This window comes from Sphingomonas sp. Leaf38 (assembly GCF_001421825.1).
In the GTDB taxonomy this organism is placed as follows: domain Bacteria; phylum Pseudomonadota; class Alphaproteobacteria; order Sphingomonadales; family Sphingomonadaceae; genus Sphingomonas.
On the sequence record NZ_LMLD01000011.1, the window covers coordinates 747,260 to 766,343 of the forward strand.

The following is a 19,084-nucleotide window of genomic DNA, read 5'->3' on the forward strand; positions in this document are numbered from 1 at the left end:
TCCCCCGCGGGGAGAGGGCACTGAGGACGAGAACGATGGGCTACGAAGGCCAGGATTTCAGCGATATCGCAGCCGGCGTCAGCCCGGCGTTCGTAGAGACGCTCTACGCCAAGTTCACCGCCGATCCGGCCTCGGTCGAATCCGGCTGGCGGACGTTCTTCGAGGATCTCGAAGGCTCCGCGCAGGGCCCGAGCTGGGAAAGCGCGCGCTGGCCGCTGACCACCACGGACGACCTCACCGCAGCACTCGATCCCACCCAGATGGAGCCCGCGCCCAAGCCTGCAAAGGGCGGCAAGCCCGCCCCCGCGGCTGCTGCGCCCGCGCCCGTCTCGAAGGACGAGATCGCCAAGGCCGCGGCCGATGCGATCCGCGCGCAGATGCTGATCCGCACCTACCGCGTCCGTGGCCACCTCGCCGCCAATCTCGATCCGCTGGGTCTCTCGAAGCGCGAGATGCCCGAGGATCTGAAGACCGAATATCACGGCTTCTCCGACGCCGACATCGACCGGAAGGTCTATCTCGGCGGCACGATGGGCTTCGAATGGGCGACCATCCGCGAGCTCGTCGACACGCTGCGCAAGAATTACTGCGGCAATGTCGGCCTCGAATATATGCACATCGCCGATGTCGAGGAGCGCCGCTTCCTCCAGGAGCGCATGGAGGGCCAGGACAAGGCGATCGAATTCTCCGTCGACGGCAAGAAGGCGATCCTCAACAAGGTCATCGAAGCCGAGCAGTGGGAGAAATTCCTCGGCAAGAAGTATGTCGGCACGAAGCGCTTCGGGCTCGACGGCGGCGAATCGATGATCCCCGCGCTCGAATCGGTCATCAAGTACGGCGGCCAGATGGGCGTGCGCGAGATCGTCATCGGCATGGCGCATCGCGGTCGTCTGAACGTGCTCGCCAACGTGATGGCCAAGCCCTTGCGCGTCATCTTCCACGAATTCGCCGGCGGCTCGGCCAACCCCGATGACATCGGCGGGTCGGGCGACGTGAAGTACCACCTCGGCACCAGCACCGACCGCGAGTTCGACGGCCACAAGGTTCATATGAGCCTCGTCGCCAACCCGTCGCATCTTGAGGCCGCCGACCCCGTCGTGCTGGGCAAGACGCGCGCGATCCAGACGCTCAACAACGATCTGAAGGACCATGTCGCTTCGCTCCCCGTCCTGATCCACGGCGACGCGGCGTTCGCGGGGCAGGGCATCGTCTGGGAGTGCCTCGGCTTCTCGGGCATCCGCGGCTACAACACCGGCGGCTGCGTCCACTTCATCATCAACAACCAGGTCGGCTTCACGACCAGCCCGCAGTTCGCGCGCTCGTCGCCCTACCCGTCGGACGTCGCCAAGGGCGTCCAGGCGCCGGTCTTCCACGTCAATGGCGACGATCCCGAGGCGGTCACCTTCGCCACCAAGATGGCGATGGAATTCCGTCAGAAGTTCCACCGCGACATCGTCATCGACATGTGGTGCTATCGCCGCTTCGGCCATAACGAGGGCGACGAGCCGTCCTTCACGCAGCCGCTGATGTACGACATCATCCGCAAGCATCCGGGTGTCTCGTCGGTGTACGGCAACCGCCTGATCAAGGAAGGCGTGATCGACCAGCCCTGGATCGACGAGAATGTGAAGCAGTTCACATTGCGGCTCGAGGGCGAGTTCGAAGCGGGTTCGTCGTACAAGCCGAACAAGGCCGACTGGTTCGGCGGTCGTTGGTCCGGCCTCGGCGCGCCGACCGATCCTTCGTCCGCGCGCCGCAACATCGAGACGGGCCTCAGCAGCAAGCTGTTCGACTCGCTCGGCCGCACGCTGACGACCGTTCCCGACAGCGTGAAGATCCACAAGACGCTGGCGCGCGTGATCGATGCCAAGCGCGAGATGTTCAAGTCGGGCAAGGGCTTCGACTGGGCGACCGGCGAGGCGCTCGCGTTCGGCGGGCTTCTGTCCGAGGGCTATGGCGTCCGTCTGTCCGGCCAGGATTCGGGTCGCGGCACCTTCTCGCAGCGTCACGCGGTGTGGGTCGACCAGACCGACGAGCACAAATATGTGCCGCTGAAGGAAATCGAGCACGGCAATTTCGAGGTGCTCGACAGCCCGCTCAGCGAATATGGCGTGCTCGGCTTCGAATATGGCTATGCGCTCGCCGACCCGAAGACGCTGGTCCTCTGGGAGGCGCAGTTCGGCGATTTCGTCAACGGCGCGCAGATCATGATCGATCAGTTCATCACCAGCGGCGAATCGAAGTGGCTCCGCGCCAACGGCCTCGTGATGCTGCTCCCGCATGGCTATGAAGGGCAGGGACCGGAGCACAGCTCGGCACGTCCCGAGCGCTTCCTCCAATCCTGCGCGGACGACAATATCCAGGTCGCGAACTGCACCAGCCCGGCAAACTACTTCCACCTGCTCCGCCGGCAGATGCACCGCAACTTCCGCAAGCCGCTGATCGTGATGACCCCCAAGTCGTTGCTCCGTCACAAGCTCGCGGTGTCGAACGCCGAGGACTTCCAGGGCGACAGCCACTTCCGTCGTCTCCTGTCCGACACCAACGGTGCGGCCGACGTCGACACGAAGCGTCTCGTCCTGTGCACCGGCAAGGTCGCGTACGACCTGATCGAGGCGCGCGATGCGGCGGGCGACACCGACACGCAGATCGTCCGCGTCGAACAGCTCTATCCCTTCCCCGGCAACCCGATCGCCGAGCGCGTCGCTCGGATGCCGAACCTGGAAGAGATCGTCTGGGCGCAGGAAGAGCCGAAGAACAACGGCTACTGGTTCTTCGTCGAGCCGCTGATCGAGGAGGCGCTGGCAACGGTGAATTCGCCCGTGAAGCGCGCGCGCTACGCCGGGCGCAACGCCTCGGCGTCGCCCGCGACCGGCCTGATGAAGCGTCACCAGGCCGAGCAGGGCGCACTCGTCGCCGACGCACTCGGCCACAGCGTCCGCGACGAAATCCGCCGCACCCGCGCATCGTAACACCGCCACCCTCACTGTTCCCCGGCGAAGGCCGGGGCCCAGTCGGGGGAGGCCAGTCGCTAAGAAATGACCTTTCCCACCTGGGCCCCGGCCTTCGCCGGGGAACGATAGGAAGATAGAAAATGGCAACCGAAGTCACCGTCCCCGTCCTGGGTGAATCGATCACCGAAGCCACCCTCGGCGAGTGGCTGAAGCAGCCCGGCGATCCCGTCGCCGTCGACGAGCCCATCGCCAGCCTCGAGACCGACAAGGTCTCGGTCGAGGTGCCGTCGCCGGTCGCCGGCGTCATGGGCCAGCACGCCGTCGCGGTCGGCGACACGGTGCAGGTCGGCGCGATGCTCGCCACGATCGACGCCGGCGACGGCGCCGCCGCCCCCGCGAAGGCTCCCGAGCCCGCCGCAACTGCAACGCCCGCGAAGGACGAGTCCGGCGCAGGTTACGGCGACCAGCCTGGTGCCGGCACCAGCGACTCCCCCGCAGCCCTCTCGCCGTCGGTCCGCCGCGCGGTGCTTGAGCACGGCGTCGACCCCGGCACCGTCAAGGGCACCGGCCGTGACGGTCGCATCACCAAGGAAGACGTGACCGCCGCCGCCTCGAGCAAGCCTGCCCCCGCCGCAGCACCTGCGCCTGCACCGGCAGCCGCCCCCGCAGCCTCGGGCCGCGGCGAAGAACGCGTCCGCATGACCCGCCTGCGCCAGACGATCGCCAAGCGCCTCAAGGAAGCTCAGAACACCGCCGCAATGCTGACGACGTTCAACGACGTCGACATGACCGCGGTGATCGAGGCGCGCGCCAAGTACAAGGACCTGTTCGAGAAGAAGCACGGCGTCCGCTTGGGCTTCATGGGCTTCTTCGTGAAGGCCGCAACCATGGCGCTGCGCGATATCCCGTCGGTCAACGCGTCGATCGACGGTGACGACATCGTCTATCACGATTACGCCGACATCTCGGTCGCGGTCTCGTCGCCGGGCGGTCTCGTCGTCCCCGTGATCCGCGATGCCGACCAGATGTCGGTCGCGACGATCGAGAAGACGATCGGCGACTTCGGCAAGCGCGCCAAGGACGGCGCGCTCAAGATGGACGAGATGAAGGGCGGCACGTTCACCATCTCGAACGGCGGCGTGTTCGGCTCGCTGATGTCGACCCCGATCATCAACCCGCCCCAGTCCGCGGTCCTCGGCCTCCACCGCATCGAGGAGCGCCCGGTCGCGATCAACGGCCAGGTCGTCATCCGCCCGATGATGTACTTGGCACTCAGCTACGATCACCGCCTGATCGACGGCCGCGAAGCCGTGACGTTCCTCGTCGCGCTCAAGAACGCGATCGAAGACCCGACGCGCATCCTGATCGACCTGTAAGTATCCAAGCACCCCGGCGCAGGCCGGGGCCCAGTGGGGAAGGCCGCGATGACGAAGCGCTTGGCCCTCCCCATATATCTCCCAACTGGGCCCCGGCCTGCGCCGGGGAAGTAAGAGAGAAGCGACAATGGCTGACTATGACTATGACGTCCTCGTAATCGGTGCGGGCCCCGGCGGGTACGTCGCCGCCATCCGCGCCGCGCAGCTCGGCCTGCGCGTCGCCTGCGCCGAATCGCGCGAGACGCTCGGCGGCACCTGCCTCAACGTCGGCTGCATCCCGTCCAAGGCGCTGCTGCACGCGTCCGAGCTGTACGAAGAGGCCAAGGGCGGTCACATGACCAAGTTCGGCGTCGAGTTTACCGGCGTCACGCTCAACCTCGACCAGATGCACGCCGAGAAGGCCAAGGCCGTCAAGGAACTGACCGGCGGCATCGAATTCCTGTTCAAGAAGAACAAGGTGACCTGGCTCAAGGGCAAGGCCGCGTTCCAGGACGCGCACACCGTCGACGTCGCGGGCCAGAAGGTGACGGCCAAGAACATCGTCATCGCCACCGGCTCGTCGGTGATGCCGCTCCCCGGCGTCGAGGTCGACCAGACCACGGTCGTCGATAGCACCGGCGCGCTCGCGCTCCCCAAGGTCCCCGAGCACATGGTCGTCATCGGCGGCGGCGTGATCGGCCTCGAGCTCGGCAGCGTGTGGCGTCGTCTCGGCGCGAAGGTCACCGTCGTCGAGTTCGTCGACCAGATCCTCCCCGGCTTCGACGGCGAAGTGCGACGTGAATCCGCCAAGCTCTTCAAGAAGCAGGGCATGGAGCTGAAGCTCTCGACCAAGGTCACCGGCGTGACCGTCGACAACGGCGTCGCGACCGTCACCGTCGAGCCCGCCGCGGGCGGCGCGTCCGAGACGATGACCGCCGACGCAGTGCTCGTCTCGATCGGCCGCAAGGCAAATGTCGACGGCCTCAACCTCGAAGCCATCGGCCTTGAGCTCAACAAGCGCGGCCAGATCGAGACCGACCACAGCTTCCGCACGAAGGTCGATGGCGTCTGGGCGATCGGCGACTGCGTTCCCGGCCTGATGCTCGCGCACAAGGCCGAGGACGAAGGCGTCGCGGTCGCGGAAAACATCGCCGGCCAGACCGGCATCATCAACGAGGACGTCATCCCGTCCGTCGTCTACACGATGCCCGAGATCGCCGGCGTCGGCCTCACCGAGGAAGCCGCGCGCGACAACACCGAGATCAAGGTCGGCAAGTTCCCGTTCGCCGCGAACAGCCGCGCCAAGACCAACCGCGACACCGACGGCTTCGTGAAGGTCATCGCCGACGCCAAGACCGACCGTGTCCTTGGCGTCTGGATCGTGTCGAGCCTCGCGGGCACGCTGATCGCCGAAGCCGCCATCGCGATGGAATTCGGCGCGACGTCCGAGGACATCGCCTACACCTGCCACGCGCATCCCACGCATGCCGAGGCGATGAAGGAAGCCGCGATGGCGGTACAAGGCAAGCCCATTCACATCTAGCAAGCGCTGGATGTGGATCTATAGGGCTTGCCCGGCCGGCGGCGCTCCAGCGCCGTCCGACGGCAGGGGCTCTGCCCCTGTCCGGCCAAGCACGGTCCAGCCGAGTTTAGGAGGGCGTCGGTGGTAATCCCACCGGCGCCCTCCCTGCGTTTGCTGGGTGTGCAAAGGCGAAGATAGCGGCGAGCGAATGTAAGGCCGCTTCACTCCAACCGCAGTCGTCCTCCCAAGCCGTGAGGGACCTCAACCTATCCGTCATCTCGGCGAACGCCGGGACCCATGGACACGGCGGACCCGGCGATACCGTGCTGCCATTACCCGGTCCGCAACCTGGGTCCCAGCGTCCGCCGGGATGACGGGGAAGAGTTTGGGACCAGAGGCATAGGTCGCGGGGAGCGAGGGCGGAGGTGGTGGGGAGCAGAGGCGGGGCTGGCGGCGCGAGACTGCATCCGCGCTTCGCCTCATCCGCAATCCCCCTCCCAAACCTCGTGAGGGACCCACACCCCCCTCCGTCATCCCGGCGAACGCCGGGACCCACGGACACGGCGGACCTGGCAATGCCGTGCTGCCATCACCCGGTCCGCAACCTGGCTCCCGGCATCCACCGCAATGACGGGGGAGGGGGAGCCACAGCAGCCCCCAACCGGAACCAATCCTTAGCAAAGCCGCGCTAGGACGCCGCCTGACGAACCAACAAGCAGGTCGCCGTGGCGCTGGATCTTACTACTCTCTACGTCGTTGCTGGCCTCGGCATGCTGGTCGCCGGCTTCATCCACCTCATTCCGCTTGCGACCGGCCGGTTCGGCGCATGGGCCGGCCTGTGGGGCGCCGGCCACCTCATCGCCGGTTGCGCGGCGTTGATGGCGGTGCTGAACGACCGGATCGGGCTCGCCTGGCTGCCCGGCATCGGCAACCCCGCGGTGGTGATCGGCTATGCCTTGATCGCGGGCGCGGTGATGCGGTTCAGCCGCCCCGACGCGCGCCTGATGCCGTTGCTCGGGATCGCACTGGTCTGCGGGCTACCCTTCTTGGTCATCCGCGACCCTGCGCAATTTCACCTTCGCGTCGCCTATCTCAGCGTCATCCGCGCCGCGTTCGACCTCGTCGTCGTCGTCGTCGCGATCCGCATGGCGCGCCGCGAGTCGCTCCAGACCGGCTGGATCATCGCCGCACTGTTCGCCATCACCGTCCCGATGTTCCTCGCCCGCGGGTGGCTCGCTTATGGCGACCGGATCGGCACGCGACTGACCGGCGTCCATGACGATATCGGCGCCTGGTTTGCCGCCGGCCAGATCGCCTTCATCATCTTCCGCGCCTTCTCGCTGCTGATCCTCCAGGCGGAGCGCGGCCAGAACGCGCTGCGCGACCAGATGGAGCGCGACTGGCTCACCGGCGCGCTCAACCGCGCCGGCCTAGACCGCGTCGCGCGCACGCTCGCCGACAGCGGACGCGTGTCGGTGATGATGATCGACGTCGATCGCTTCAAGATGCTCAACGACACGCAGGGTCACGCCGCGGGCGACGCCGCGTTGCGCATGCTCGCCGACATCGTCCGCGACGTCCTCGGTACGCACGGCCATCTCGCCCGCTGGGGCGGCGACGAGTTCGTCTGCCTGCTCCCCGGCATTCCCGTCGAGCAGGCCAGCGCACTCGGCACCCGCATGGCGACCGCGTTCGCGCAGACCATGACGCATCACGTCCCGATCGGCATCGCCCCCAGCATCAGCGTCGGCCTCATCGAGGACGCCGCCACCACGCCGCTCGCCACGCTCATCGCCCGCGCCGACCACGCGATGTACGCCGTCAAGAGCGACCGTCGCGCACCAAGGCTCCTCGCCAAGGTCGCCTGACAAGGCCGCGCGCCACCGCGGCCCAAACGATCCTCCCCCGCCAGGGGGAGGTGGCAGGCGCCAGCCTGACGGAGGGGGCGGTATGCGACGGCCTATGTTGCGCGTCCTCCCCCTCCGTCGCCTAACGGCGCCACCTCCCCCTGGCGGGGGAGGATTCAACTCCGGTCAGGCTTTCGGCGAGTCCGGCTTGGCGGGCTTGGTGAAGCCCGCGGCGAAGCGCTCGATACCCGCAGCGACCGAATCGATCACCTTGGACAATTCGGGCGGCAGCGCGGCGGCGTCGCTTTTCGGCGGGGTGGCGGTGCCGCCGGCGAAGGGCCCGGTCCCGGTCGCCGCAGACTCGCGCGACTCCGACGGCGACTCCGGCGGGGCGGACGACTCCGGCGTCGCCGCAGGCTTTGGCGGCTCGGGCGGACGTGGCGCGGCGCCACGCGCGTCCTTCGCGGTAATGGCGTTGGCCGCCATCATCAGCCCGGCCGCGATCACCTGTCGCCCCGCCGGCGTTCCCATCTGCCGTGTCAACGCTGCCGCAATCCCCGCGAACGGAGCAGCGCCACCATGCTTGTGCTTCCCATGCTTGTGCGAGTCATGCGTGTGCGCGCCGCCCGCGGCCTGCGCGGTCCGCTCGGCCTCGCGTTCGCGCCGCTTTCGCTCGTCCTTCTTCTTGCCCATGCCGGCCTCCAAAGCTGTATTGTATATCCAATACACCATGTAAGTATCGCGCTGACGCACGACAATGCCCCCTTTCGCCGGCCGCCGACGTTACCCATCTCAGCACCCGATCGAATGGCGCCGTGCAGGCGTCGCTGCGCGCGAACACGTCTTGCCGCACGCGAACAAATATGGAACAGACCGCCTTATGCTGACCAAGATTTCCGTACGCGGCGCGCGCGAGCACAACCTCAAGGACGTCGACATCGACATCCCCCGCGACACGCTGACGGTGATCACCGGGCTGTCGGGCTCGGGCAAGTCGAGCCTCGCGTTTGACACGATCTACGCCGAGGGCCAGCGCCGCTACGTCGAGAGCCTCAGCGCCTATGCCCGCCAGTTCCTCGAACTGATGCAGAAGCCCGATGTCGACCATATCGAAGGCCTCAGCCCCGCCATCTCGATCGAGCAGAAGACGACGTCGCGCAACCCGCGCTCGACCGTCGCGACCGTCACCGAGATCTACGATTACATGCGCCTGCTCTGGGCGCGCGTCGGCATCCCGTACTCCCCCGCGACCGGCGAGCCGATCGCCGCGCAGACCGTCAGCCAGATGGTCGACCGAGTCATGGCGCTCCCCGAGGGCACGCGGCTGTACCTGCTCGCCCCCGTCGTCCGCGGCCGCAAGGGCGAGTATCGCAAGGAACTCGCCGAGTGGCAGAAGGCGGGCTTCACGCGCGTCCGGATCGACGGCACGATCCACGACATCGACGAAGCCCCCGCGCTCGACAAGAAGTACAAGCACGACATCGAAGTCGTCGTCGACCGCCTCGTTGTCGGCGGCGAGATCGCCACGCGCCTGGCCGAGAGCTTCGAAACCGCGCTGAAGCTCGCCGAGGGCCTCGCCTATGTCGACCCCGCGGACCCGGTCGAGCCGCACACGCCGAAATCGGAAATCCTCGGCAGCAACGCCCCCGACGGCCGCATCGTCTTCAGCGAGAAGTTCGCCTGCCCGGTCAGCGGCTTCACCATCTCCGAGATCGAACCGCGTCTCTTCTCGTTCAACGCCCCCCAGGGCGCATGCCCGGCCTGCGACGGCCTCGGCGAGAAGCTGCTGTTCGACGAAGACCTCGTCGTTCCCAACCACATGCTCAGCATCAAGAAGGGTGCGGTCGTCCCCTGGGCGAAATCCAACCCCCCGTCGCCCTATTACATGCAGGTCCTCGGCAGCCTCGCGCGCGAGTACAAGTTCGACATCGAGACGCCCTGGTCCGACCTCCCCGAGGAGGTCCAGCGCGTCATCCTGCACGGCTCGAAGGGCAAGCCCGTCACGCTCACCTTCATCGACGGCAAGAAGAAATACGACGTCTCCAAGCCGTTCGAGGGCGTCATCGGCAACCTCAACCGCCGCCTGCTCCAGACCGAGAGCGCGTGGATGCGCGAGGAGCTTAACAAATACCAGTCCGCCGCCCCGTGCGAGGTCTGCGCCGGCGCGCGCCTCAAACCCGAAGCGCTCGCGGTCAAGATCGCGATGAAGGACATCAGCTACGCCACGCACCTCTCGGTCGTCGACGCGCTCGAGTTCTTCACCGACATGCCGCAGCACTTGGGCGACCAGCAGAACGCGATCGCCGAACGCATCCTGAAGGAAATCGTCGAACGCCTCGGCTTCCTCAACAATGTCGGGCTCGACTATCTCAACCTCGATCGCACGAGCGGAACGCTCAGCGGCGGCGAGAGCCAGCGCATCCGCCTCGCATCGCAGATCGGCAGCGGGCTGTCGGGCGTGCTCTACGTCCTCGACGAGCCCAGCATCGGTCTGCACCAGCGCGACAACGATATGCTCCTCAAGACGCTGCGGCGCCTGCGCGATCTCGGCAACACCGTGCTCGTCGTCGAGCATGACGAGGACGCGATCCGCACCGCCGATTACATCATCGACATGGGCCCGGGCGCAGGCGTCCGCGGCGGCCAGGTCGTGGCCCAAGGCACGCTCAAGCAGATCCTGAAGTCGAAGGGCAGCATCACTGCGGACTATCTCAACGGCACGCGCGAAGTGCCGGTCCCCGCCACGCGGCGCAAAGGCAACGGCAAGAAGCTCACCGTCCACAACGCCACCGCGAACAACCTGACGGGCGTCACCGCGAGCATCCCGCTCGGCACCTTCACCTGCGTCACCGGCGTCTCGGGGTCGGGCAAGTCGAGCTTCACGATCGACACGCTCTACGCCGCCGCCGCGCGCGAGCTGAACGGCGCGCGCATCGTGCAAGGGAAACACGACAAGATCACCGGCCTGCAATATCTCGACAAGGTCATCGACATCGACCAGTCGCCGATCGGCCGCACCCCGCGCAGCAACCCCGCCACCTATACCGGCAGCTTCACGCAGATCCGCGACTGGTTCGCGGGGCTCCCCGAAAGCCAGGCGCGCGGCTACAAGCCCGGCCGGTTCAGCTTCAACGTCAAGGGCGGCCGCTGCGAGGCGTGCCAGGGCGACGGCGTGCTCAAGATCGAGATGCACTTCCTCCCCGACGTCTATGTGCAGTGCGACGTCTGCCACGGCGCGCGCTACAATCGCGAGACTCTCGAGGTGAAGTTCAAGGGCCACAGCATCGCCGACGTGCTCGACATGACCGTCGAGGACGCCGCCGAGTTCTTCAAGGCGGTCCCCCCGATCCGCGACAAGATGGCGATGCTGGTCGAGGTCGGTCTCGGCTACGTCAAGGTCGGCCAGCAGGCGACGACGCTCTCGGGCGGCGAAGCGCAACGCGTGAAACTCGCCAAGGAACTCTCGCGCCGCGCGACCGGCAACACGCTCTACATCCTCGACGAACCCACGACGGGGCTGCATTTCGAGGACGTCCGCAAACTCCTCGAAGTCCTCCACGCGCTGGTCGAGCAGGGCAACACGGTGGTGGTGATCGAACACAATCTCGACGTCATCAAGACCGCGGACTGGGTACTCGACCTCGGCCCCGAAGGCGGCGTCAAGGGCGGCGAGATCGTCGCCGAGGGCACGCCGGAGAAGGTCGCCAAGGCCAAGGGGAGCTTCACGGGGAAGTATCTGGCGCCGTTGCTGGAGAAGCGGGTGGCGGCGGAGTGAAGTCGTAGCAAAACTCGGAATAACCGGTTACGGCGGCTTTGCATGTCACATGCGGCAGAGGGTGGGAGCCGAGGATGGCCAGTATTTTAGGCTTTAGAGTTCGAAACTTTCGAACTCTCAAAGACATCACATTTGGTCAGCTATGGAATGATAGGGAAAGATCGGCGCCCCTGACACCCCTAACGGCCGTCATCGGTAGAAACGGTGTTGGAAAGAGTACTCTCTTTGACGCATTCGGGTTTCTATCTGATTGCTTAAGGTTGGGCGTCGAGGAGGCATGTGATCTCCATAATCGCGGCGGCTTTCAGCGAATAAGATCGCAAGGAAGTGTTGGCCCTATAGAATTTGCGATTTACTACCGGGAGGATGATCGATCACGTCCGATTACTTACGAAGTGTCGTTCGACACCGATAGTAAGGGGCGTCCCTTTGTCAAATCGGAGAGACTTCGTCAGCGTCGTGCAAACCAGTCGCGAGGGTGGCCGTTCTCATTTCTTATCTTAAATGACGGCCAAGGTATTGCATGGCGTGGCGAATCGTATGGTATAAGTTTGCAAGACGAAAAAGGGATGACGCTTGAGCAACTATTGTCCCAATCTGATGAAGAGTCACCCGATACCGAAGTTGTTGAGATGGATGATGTCCGCAGGATGGGGATTGCCACGCTTGGTTCACTTCGTCAGCATCCGCGGATATCGGCCTTCCGGCGGTTCATCGAAGGCTGGCATCTGAGCTATTTTACACCGGACGCGGCGAGAAGTCTCCCGCTTGCGGGGCCTCAGCGGCACCTCAATGTGCATGGCGATAATTTGGGTAACGTGGTGCAATTTATGGAGCGTGAGCACCCTAAGCGGTTCAAAGAGGTTCTCAATACGATTGCTGCAAAAATCCCTGGCGTGAATGCGATCGATACTCACAAGACCGAGGACGGAAGGTTGTTGCTCAGGTTTAACGACAGCAGCTTTGAAGACCCGTTCTTTGCTCAACAGATGTCCGACGGAACGCTGAAGGTTTTTGCCTACCTTCTTTTGTTGGACGATCCGTCACCGCCGCCATTTTTATGCATCGAAGAGCCCGAAAACGGTCTGTATCATAAGCTGTTAAATGCTCTGGCTTCTGAGTTTAGGTCTCACGCCCTGAATAAGGGCCGGGGATCGCAAATATTTATTACCACGCATCAACCATATCTGGTGGATGCTCTTGGCCCAGAAGAGGTCTGGGTTATGGAGCGGGGTTCGGATGGCTTCGCGTCCATAAGACGTGCCTCTGATGACGCATTGGTGACTAACATGATCGCAGAAGGCCTTCCGCTTGGTGGCCTTTGGTACAGCGATTATTTGGATATGCGGTGATGCACATCGAGGTATTGGTAGAGGACTCTTCGGGGAAAACGTTCCTTGAGTCAATAATTCCAAAGATTATCACGGACCCCAATGTTACGTGGCGAGTGCATGGGTACCGCGGGATCGGAAGGATTCCGCGCGGATTGGCAGGCGTTGCTGATCCCTCCAAACGGATTATTCTTGATCAACTACCGCGTTTATTAGGCGGATTTAACAGAACTCCGTACGTCGATGCTGTAATTGTTGTTGTAGATAGCGATGATCGAAATTGCGCATCGTTCTTCGATGAATTGAATAGTATATGCGTCAGGGTTGGTATGACAAAGCGCGTATTGTTTGGATTGGCCACAGAAGAAATGGAGGCATGGTATTTCGGTGATCAAGTCGCGGTGATTGCAGCGTATCCCGGCGCTAACAAGAATGCTTTGAAGGCGTATGTTCAAGACTCAGTTTGTGGGACTTGGGAGCGGTTGGCCGACGCAATTGCTCCAGGTGGGTTCGAGCGCGTTCGGATCCAAGGCTGGCCTGCCCCTGGGGTGCTGAAGGCTGAGTGGGCGGGGCGTATACCACCTCATATGGACGTTGATAGGAACGTCTCTCCAAGCTTTGAAAGTCTAAGAAATGGTATCAGGGAGTTACTTGTTTAAACAACGGCGACATGATTAACCTCTCCGCTTTCTCACTTTCCAGGCTCGCTAAATCCCAACCGCTGCCAGCGGCGCGGATTGGCCGCTCCTGCCACATGGTCAACGCGGTGCTGCCAGCGGGGCGCGTGGTCAAGCCGGCGCACGGAACACGTCACCGTCACAGCCCGTTGACCCTCCAGAAGCAACAACACCGGACTAACCCCATGCCCAAATTCGACCACCGCCACCCCAACCAGCCCGACCACAAGCCCAAGCCCAAGACGTTCGGCCGCAACGCGATCGCGGCCGCCGCCGCCGCGATCGGGCTTGGCGGTGCGTTGCTCGCCGTCTTCCTGCGATCAAAGAAGAATCCCGCCGAGCATGCCGCACCCGATCTCGCGCTCGACAAGCCCCGCCCCGGCGCGGACGATCGCGCGCCCGACGCGTTCCGCCCCGATCCCACCGCCGTCCCGACCAAGGCCGAGCGCGAGTCGCTCCGCCCCGCCACCGGCCCCGCGCCGTCGTTCGCGGCCGATCGCGGCTCGACGCTCGGCTGAGATAGCCGGTCCCCGCAGCGTCTCCCCCTACCTCTTCCTGGTCTCCCGCGAAGGCGGGAGCCCAGGATCAGGCAGGACGACGACCGTTGCTCCTGGGTCCCCGCCTCCGCGGGGGAACTAGAAGGGCAGGGGACAACCGGCCGCCGGACATCGAAGGTCCCCACCCCCGGTAAAAACCGCTGTCCTACACACCCCGACCCGGCATATCTGATCGGTCCTCTTCGCACAGCAGGAGGATCGATCATGGCAAACGCACCCACCGACCCGCAGCCGCCCCACGCGCAAACCGAGCCGCCGATCCCTGCGCCGCCCCATCCAGCGCCGCCACCGACACCCCACGCGCGCCCGAACGACCGATCCCCGATCATGTCGCCGAAGACGTCCGCCACGTCCTCGCCTGGATGGCGCATGTCGACGCGGGCCGGATCGGCCACCGCATCGCGGTCGCACCCGAGATCGCCGCCAACCGCGATTCCTCGACCGCGTTCTTCCGGCGCCTGCGCAAGTGACCGCCCCCCTCGCACCCCGCGACGCGAGCGACGCGCCCCCGCACGCCACCCCCGCGCCCCCGCAAATCGGCCCCGCCGCCCATCCCGAAAACGCCCCGCCAGACGCCGCGCCCCTCAACGGCTACGCCCCGGCCACGCCCGCACGCTACACGCAGCGCAGCGACGGCTGGACGCCCGATCGCCAGCGCGGCTTTCTCGAACGCATCGCCGAGGGCGCCACCGTCGACGAGGCCAGCGCCAGCGTCGGGCTCTCGTCGGGTGCCGCCTATGCGCTGCGGCGTCGCGCGGCGGGCGCGGCGTTCGCGCTCGGCTGGGACGCCGCCCGGCTCGTCGCGCGGCCGGCCGTCGCCGAGACGCTCTTCCTCCGCGCGATCGCCGGCCAGACCGAGCGCGTCACCCGTCCCGACGGCGCGGTGATCGAGCGCCACCGCTATGACAACCGCCTTGCCATGGCGCTGCTCAACCGGCTCGATCGCCACGCCGACGCGACCGAGGCCGCGAACGCCGCCACGCGGATGGTCGCTACCGAATTCGACGCCTTTCTCGACGTCATCGCGGGCGACGCCAGCCCCGCCCGCGCGGGCCTGTTCCTCGGCGAGCGCCTCCAGACCGACGCGACGATGGAGTCGGCAACCGGGCAGGGGGCAGCGGCGGCGGCACTGGCGCCGATCCTCGCGCTCGCCCGCGCCGATCGCTGGCTGCGCACCGGCGCGGGGCTCGCGTCCGAGATCGCGGTCGCCGATCTCGATCCCGCCGCGCGCGCCGACTGGACCGCGGCGCAATGGGCACGCGCCGAAGCCGTCGGCCTGCTCCGCCTCGCGCCCGACCCCGAACCCCCGATCGCGCCCCCCGCTGTCCCTCCCGCTGGCTCCGCTGCCCCTGCGCCAGCGTCTGCACTTTGTGAACTTCACTCGGATCTGCACGAGGGTCGCGTCGGCGACAGCCCGGTCTGGTACGACCCGATCGGCGATGGCTGGCGCACCAGTTTCCCGCCGCCCGGCGACTTCGATGGCGACGAAGGCAGCGATTTCGGCGATGACGGCTATAGCCGCGCCTGCTCGGCGGACGAGGCGATCATCCTCGATACCCCCCGCGATCGCGAGATCGCGGCGCGGCGCGTCGTGGAAGCCGCGGACCGCGATGCGTGGTTTCTCGGCTATGCGGTCGATGCCGGGTTGGTCGACGCGGACCGCCTGCCGGCGATCGGCGACACGGACGCGGACCGCGTCGCCGGGCTCGCCTGGGCGTTCGATTCGCACCGCTCGGGCGATCTGGACGCCCTGGAGGACGTACCCGACATTGCCGCCCCGCGGGACGCTGAACCCAAACCGCCGACCGGGCGTTCTCCCGCCGCTACCTATCCATTTGACGGAGATCCCCCATGAGCATTTTCAGCAAGATCAAGTCCGCCATCTTCGGCGAAAAGGGCCCGCTGGGCAGCGGCCATTTCGGCACGCCCAAGCCCGAGGCAGCGCCTGCGCCCGCCCCGCAGACCACCGCCCCGCAGACGACCGCCGCCCAGCCAGCGCCGACGCCCGCGCCCGCCCCGACGCCGCAGGCCGCCCCCGCCCAGTCGGTCGACGTCGAGGCTGTCCTCTCGGGCATCGCGTCGAAGAAGGGCTCCGATCTCAACTGGCGCACGTCGATCGTCGATCTGATGAAGCTGCTCGATCTCGATTCGAGCCTCGCCAACCGCAAGGAGCTCGCCACCGAACTCGGCTACACCGGCGAGAAGGACGGCAGCGCGGAGATGAACATCTGGCTGCAAAAGGCGGTGATGCGCGAGCTGGAGAAGAACGGCGGCACCGTGCCCGCCACCCTCAAGGACTGAGGCGACTTTCGGCGCCGGCAACCAAATCCCGGCGCCGATCATTACGCAAAGACATCAACCCTCTGAAAGGACACGAAATGCGCGTTGCGATGCTGGGCCTGCTGGCCGCCTCCACCATGGTTGCCGGCTGCGTCGGCGACGGCGGCAGTCGCTATGGCGTCGACCCGCGCTATCGCTCCTACGACTATAACGCGCCCGACCCCGCTTATGGCGGCTATGACGCGGGTCGCTACTATCGCGACGACCGTCGCTACCGCGAGCGTCGCCTGTCGAGCAACGACCGCGTCTATCGCGGCAATGACGGCCGCTATTATTGCCGCCGCGACGACGGCACCACCGGGCTGATCGTCGGCGGAGTCGCGGGCGGCGTGCTCGGCAACATCATCGCGCCGGGCGGCTCGGGGTTGCTCGGCACGGTCCTCGGCGCGGCCGGGGGTGCGCTTGCCGGGCGTGCGGTGGATCGCTCGAACAACGATACCCGCTGCCGCTAAATCGCTCGACCGGCGCCGAAATATCGGCGCCGGTCGACCCAAAGTTATACCGCTCCGCGGCGCGGTGGCGAAAATAATCTATGCGTATTTCGATGTAATTCCGGACTGATTTGACCGGCAAGATTTGCAATTCCGGCGGTCTTGGCCCATATAGCGCTCAGCTACAGTCGCACATCGACGGTTCTTGGCGCTTTGCGGCACCTTTCTCCTTCTTTCCCTGCTCCGCGGCACAGGGTCGCTCGAACGTCGGGTTACCCCATACTAAGAAGGAGCCACTTCATGGCTATCACCGGAACCGTCAAATTCTTCAACGCCGACAAGGGCTATGGCTTCATCGCGCCGGATGGCGGCGGCAATGACGCCTTCGTGCACATCACCGCGGTTGAGCGCGCCGGCATGCCGACGCTGAATCAGAACCAGCGCGTCACCTACGAGCTCGAGCCCGATAAGCGTGGCAAGCAGTCGGCCGTGAACCTCCAGCCAGCCGATTGATCTCGTTGGCGGAGCAATCCGCCACCTGATCTTGGTTGCGGTGCGGCGGTCTTCGGATCGCCGCATCAACCCTTTTTTACTCTCCCGCAGGAGCGCAGCAGCATGGCCGATAATCCAGAATTTTACCGGGCCCGCGCTGATGAAGAGCGTCGCAACGGCGATGCCGCCCTCCTCGACAATGTCCGCGACCGCTGCCGCCGCGCCGAAAAGGCCTGGGACGACATGGCATCGCGCGCCGAGCGCACCCAGATTCTCCGTGCCGCCCGCGAAGCCGCCCCTCCCGGTGGCGAACGCATGATGATCGGCGCGCCGTCGATGGTCCCCGCCGAGTAGGCGCACCATTCATCCTCAATAGCGCTAACGGAACCCGGGTGTTGCAATTCACTCGGGTTTTGCTTTGTCCGATCAGGTCGGCAGTTGCCCACCTCCGACGAAATCTCGTCCGGCATCTCACAAAGCCCAAAAGGCCCGCCAAACCGCAAGACCTCCGGCACTGCGGTGAAGTACGCAAAGTCGGTCGAAGCGAAGACCATCCGCGGCCTGGCACGAACGGATCTTGGTGCAGAACGACGTCGGGCGGTACGTCAGCGCCGCTGCCGGGGGTCCGACGTGCAACAGGGCGGGCAACAGCGTCCGCCTGATAGCTCTGCGATAGCTTGCAGGATCTTCTGAAATCCCGGCGTCAGGTGAAAACCGTCGCCTGGCCTATTTCAGCGGCGTCCCAGAATCTTTCCACCGGTCGAGAATCTGCGATTCCGGCGGCAGCATGTCGACGGCCACCGGCGCCGAGGTCCTGGCGTCTGCAACCACCACCGGCGTGGACGGCGTGGCGACCTTAACGGCCGCCGCCGTGGCGGCGGCGATCATCTGTGGCGTCGGTGCCGAAGGGGTGACCGGCTGCACGGTCATGTGCGGACCCGGGAGCGGCTCGCCACCGGCATAACGCTGGCTGAACGCCGCCGAGGTGCCCCAATACCCCTTCCACCGATGGAAAAAGTGCGCACCCACGACGTCGGTCATGACCATGCTGCGGTTCCACGCCGGCGTCACCGCATAGGTATGGTAGTGCGTCGCCAGTCCGACTGGGGCGTAGACATAACCGGCGAGCGCCATTCCCGCGGCGCGCGCCGCTCGCAGCCACGCCGCACGCGCCGGGATGCGCGCCATCGCCCCGTCGCAAGCAAAGCTGAACTGGCAGCCGGCATGCTCGGACCCTTGATACACCACGCCGCACACCGTCCCCGGAAACGCAGGATGGCGCGCGCGGTTGAGAATGACCTGCGCCACCGCCTGTTGCCCGGCATCGGGTTCGGATGCGGCCTCGTAATAGATTGCGGCGGTAAGGCACTGGATCGCGCGGTCACGGTCGATCGTCGACGCGCTCGCCATCGAGAACGGCCGAGCGGCCACCACGCCGGCATCCAGCACCGCTCCAGCCGGAATTGGCAAGGCGGGAAGGTTGATCGTGCCGGTCACACCGATGGCGGGGGCTGCGATTTCCTGATTGGGAGAGGTCGACAATGCCGAAACGGGCGTCGCCGTAGCGACGATCGCCTGATCCCGTGCGGCGTTCCGAGCGGAAATTCGGCGCAGCGCGGCGTTTGCCGACATGCCGGCGCCGATCACCAGCACCATGGCGACCATCGCCCACCAGATGCGGCGCATCAACCGAACCGTCTGCACCCGAACGCGCACCGTGCTACCTCGAATCTACCAGTGACGAAAATGCCCCGATGAGCATGAACATCCCGTATAGCTGAAATCGCGTGCAGGATCGCCCAC

15 protein-coding genes are annotated in these 19,084 nt (G+C 65.6%); 13 read left to right on the plus strand and 2 right to left on the minus strand.

Annotation, left to right across the window (positions count from 1 at the left end):
* Window positions 1–35: 35 nt before the first annotated feature.
* The 4 genes from ASE88_RS10830 to ASE88_RS10845 all read left to right on the plus strand — a co-directional run bounded on the left by ASE88_RS10830 (window position 36) and on the right by ASE88_RS10845 (window position 7,699).
* The gene (locus tag ASE88_RS10830; RefSeq protein ID WP_056478056.1) at window positions 36–2,972 is read left to right on the plus strand and encodes a 2-oxoglutarate dehydrogenase E1 component; all 2,937 of its coding nucleotides are present in this window, start codon (window positions 36–38) and stop codon (window positions 2,970–2,972) included.
* A 122-nt stretch (window positions 2,973–3,094) separates the two neighbouring features.
* The gene (gene odhB / locus ASE88_RS10835; protein ID WP_056416586.1) at window positions 3,095–4,330 is read left to right on the plus strand and encodes a 2-oxoglutarate dehydrogenase complex dihydrolipoyllysine-residue succinyltransferase; all 1,236 of its coding nucleotides are present in this window, start codon (window positions 3,095–3,097) and stop codon (window positions 4,328–4,330) included.
* A gap of 127 nt (window positions 4,331–4,457) precedes the next feature.
* On the plus strand, window positions 4,458–5,852 hold the full coding sequence (gene lpdA, locus ASE88_RS10840; RefSeq protein WP_056478058.1) for a dihydrolipoyl dehydrogenase: 1,395 nt from the start codon (window positions 4,458–4,460) through the stop codon (window positions 5,850–5,852).
* Window positions 5,853–6,556: 704 nt separating this feature from the next.
* Window positions 6,557–7,699, plus strand: coding sequence for a GGDEF domain-containing protein (locus ASE88_RS10845; RefSeq protein WP_156357003.1), 1,143 nt, complete (start codon window positions 6,557–6,559; stop codon window positions 7,697–7,699).
* Between the two features lie 165 nt (window positions 7,700–7,864).
* Here the strand turns inward: ASE88_RS10845 and ASE88_RS10850 are convergent, their stop codons facing one another.
* Window positions 7,865–8,410 (minus strand): hypothetical protein, encoded by a 546-nt coding sequence (locus tag ASE88_RS10850; RefSeq protein WP_156357004.1) that lies wholly within the window; start codon window positions 8,408–8,410, stop codon window positions 7,865–7,867.
* A gap of 148 nt (window positions 8,411–8,558) precedes the next feature.
* Here ASE88_RS10850 and uvrA point away from each other — a divergent pair, with 148 nt between their 5' ends.
* The 9 genes from uvrA (at window position 8,559) to ASE88_RS10890 (ending at window position 17,635) form a co-directional block, all read left to right on the plus strand.
* A complete protein-coding gene (gene uvrA / locus ASE88_RS10855) occupies window positions 8,559–11,453 on the plus strand; it encodes an excinuclease ABC subunit UvrA (RefSeq protein WP_056478064.1) in 2,895 nt (964 codons plus the stop codon).
* 74 nt (window positions 11,454–11,527) lie between these two features.
* The gene (locus ASE88_RS10860; protein WP_056478066.1) at window positions 11,528–12,805 is read left to right on the plus strand and encodes an AAA family ATPase; all 1,278 of its coding nucleotides are present in this window, start codon (window positions 11,528–11,530) and stop codon (window positions 12,803–12,805) included.
* A gap of 134 nt (window positions 12,806–12,939) precedes the next feature.
* Window positions 12,940–13,443, plus strand: a complete 504-nt coding sequence (locus tag ASE88_RS18380) for a DUF4276 family protein (protein ID WP_235527907.1) — start codon at window positions 12,940–12,942, stop codon at window positions 13,441–13,443.
* A 203-nt stretch (window positions 13,444–13,646) separates the two neighbouring features.
* A complete protein-coding gene (locus tag ASE88_RS10865) occupies window positions 13,647–13,979 on the plus strand; it encodes a hypothetical protein (protein WP_056478068.1) in 333 nt (110 codons plus the stop codon).
* Window positions 13,980–14,484: 505 nt separating this feature from the next.
* Window positions 14,485–15,873 (plus strand): hypothetical protein, encoded by a 1,389-nt coding sequence (locus ASE88_RS10870; protein ID WP_056478070.1) that lies wholly within the window; start codon window positions 14,485–14,487, stop codon window positions 15,871–15,873.
* The gene (locus tag ASE88_RS10875) at window positions 15,870–16,319 is read left to right on the plus strand and encodes a DUF3597 domain-containing protein (protein ID WP_056478072.1); all 450 of its coding nucleotides are present in this window, start codon (window positions 15,870–15,872) and stop codon (window positions 16,317–16,319) included. The genes ASE88_RS10870 and ASE88_RS10875 overlap by 4 nt, the downstream gene beginning before the upstream one ends.
* Before the next feature lie 77 nt (window positions 16,320–16,396).
* On the plus strand, window positions 16,397–16,810 hold the full coding sequence (locus ASE88_RS10880; RefSeq protein WP_200910203.1) for a glycine zipper 2TM domain-containing protein: 414 nt from the start codon (window positions 16,397–16,399) through the stop codon (window positions 16,808–16,810).
* Between the two features lie 279 nt (window positions 16,811–17,089).
* A complete protein-coding gene (locus ASE88_RS10885) occupies window positions 17,090–17,302 on the plus strand; it encodes a cold-shock protein (protein WP_031394996.1) in 213 nt (70 codons plus the stop codon).
* 102 nt (window positions 17,303–17,404) lie between these two features.
* Window positions 17,405–17,635, plus strand: coding sequence for a hypothetical protein (locus ASE88_RS10890; RefSeq protein ID WP_055873305.1), 231 nt, complete (start codon window positions 17,405–17,407; stop codon window positions 17,633–17,635).
* 372 nt (window positions 17,636–18,007) lie between these two features.
* On the opposite strand, the gene ASE88_RS10895 is transcribed toward ASE88_RS10890, so the two are convergent.
* The gene (locus tag ASE88_RS10895; RefSeq protein ID WP_056478074.1) at window positions 18,008–18,967 is read right to left on the minus strand and encodes a cell wall hydrolase; all 960 of its coding nucleotides are present in this window, start codon (window positions 18,965–18,967) and stop codon (window positions 18,008–18,010) included.
* Window positions 18,968–19,084 lie beyond the last annotated feature (117 nt).

What these genes read in the sequence shown, in the direction of transcription:
- ASE88_RS10895 (WP_056478074.1), bottom strand. Translation starts at nt 18,967, where the DNA reads ATGCGCCGCATCTGGTGGGCGATGGTCGCCATGGTGCTGGTGATCGGC.
- ASE88_RS10875 (WP_056478072.1), top strand. Translation starts at nt 15,870, where the DNA reads ATGAGCATTTTCAGCAAGATCAAGTCCGCCATCTTCGGCGAAAAGGGC.
- odhB (WP_056416586.1), top strand. Translation starts at nt 3,095, where the DNA reads ATGGCAACCGAAGTCACCGTCCCCGTCCTGGGTGAATCGATCACCGAA.
- ASE88_RS10830 (WP_056478056.1), top strand. Translation starts at nt 36, where the DNA reads ATGGGCTACGAAGGCCAGGATTTCAGCGATATCGCAGCCGGCGTCAGC.
- ASE88_RS10860 (WP_056478066.1), top strand. Translation starts at nt 11,528, where the DNA reads ATGGCCAGTATTTTAGGCTTTAGAGTTCGAAACTTTCGAACTCTCAAA.
- ASE88_RS10890 (WP_055873305.1), top strand. Translation starts at nt 17,405, where the DNA reads ATGGCCGATAATCCAGAATTTTACCGGGCCCGCGCTGATGAAGAGCGT.
- lpdA (WP_056478058.1), top strand. Translation starts at nt 4,458, where the DNA reads ATGGCTGACTATGACTATGACGTCCTCGTAATCGGTGCGGGCCCCGGC.
- ASE88_RS10850 (WP_156357004.1), bottom strand. Translation starts at nt 8,410, where the DNA reads ATGGTGTATTGGATATACAATACAGCTTTGGAGGCCGGCATGGGCAAG.
- ASE88_RS10865 (WP_056478068.1), top strand. Translation starts at nt 13,647, where the DNA reads ATGCCCAAATTCGACCACCGCCACCCCAACCAGCCCGACCACAAGCCC.
- ASE88_RS10885 (WP_031394996.1), top strand. Translation starts at nt 17,090, where the DNA reads ATGGCTATCACCGGAACCGTCAAATTCTTCAACGCCGACAAGGGCTAT.
- ASE88_RS10880 (WP_200910203.1), top strand. Translation starts at nt 16,397, where the DNA reads ATGCGCGTTGCGATGCTGGGCCTGCTGGCCGCCTCCACCATGGTTGCC.
- uvrA (WP_056478064.1), top strand. Translation starts at nt 8,559, where the DNA reads ATGCTGACCAAGATTTCCGTACGCGGCGCGCGCGAGCACAACCTCAAG.